Source organism: Nonomuraea aridisoli, assembly GCF_003236395.1.
GTDB lineage: Bacteria > Actinomycetota > Actinomycetes > Streptosporangiales > Streptosporangiaceae > Nonomuraea > Nonomuraea aridisoli.
The window spans coordinates 1-731 of record NZ_POUD01000621.1 but is presented as its reverse complement, the minus strand read 5'-3'; the positions used below and the strand labels follow the sequence as shown (position 1 = coordinate 731).

1 pseudogene is annotated in these 731 nt (G+C 68.1%); it reads right to left on the bottom strand.

Annotated features, from left to right (window positions below):
* Nucleotides 1-14 precede the first annotated feature (14 nt).
* A pseudogene (locus tag C1J01_RS48440) lies at nucleotides 15-731 on the bottom strand (IS5 family transposase); the annotation flags it as partial.

Sequence of the window (731 nt, the reverse complement as noted above, 5' to 3'; positions counted from 1 at the left end):
TCTTGGACGGCGTCTCATTTGGTGAGTCGGCGGTAGCTGATGAGGGCTGCGGCGATGGCGACGAAGGATGCGAAGTGGTCGGCTCGGCGTTCGTAGCGTCGGTGTAAACGGCGGCAGCCGGCAAGCCAGGACGCGGTGCGTTCGACGACCCAGCGATGGCGTCCCAGTCGGCGGCTGGACTTGATGCCTCGGCGGGTGAGGTGCGGGATGATGCCGCGGCTGCGCAGGAAGGCGCGTAGGTGCGGGTAGTCGTAGCCCTTGTCACCATGGAGCTTGGCGGGCCGGCGGCGTTGTGGTCCGCGGCGGGAGCGGATGGGCGGGATGCTGCGTATCAGCGGCTTCAGCGCCAGGCTGTCGTGGGTGTTGGCGGCGTTGATCGCGACAGCGAGGGGCAGGCCGGTCCGTTCGGTGATGAGGTGGATTTTCGACCTGTTCTTGCCGCGGTCGACAGGATTTGGACCTGTCAGGTGCCTCCTTTGGCCGCCCGTACGCTGAGGGAGTCGATCGCGCATCGCGACCAGTCCAGCTGGTCGCGGGCGGCGAGTTTGTCCAGCAGGATCCGGTGCAGCTTGGCCCATACCCGTGCGGCGCTCCAGTCGGTGAAGCGGCGGTGCACCGTCTGCCAGGAGGCGCCGAAGACCGGCGGCAACTGCCGCCAGGCGTATCCGGTGGTGGCCACGTACACGATCGCCGCCAAGATCGTCCGATCGTCGACCCGCCGTCGGCCGCCC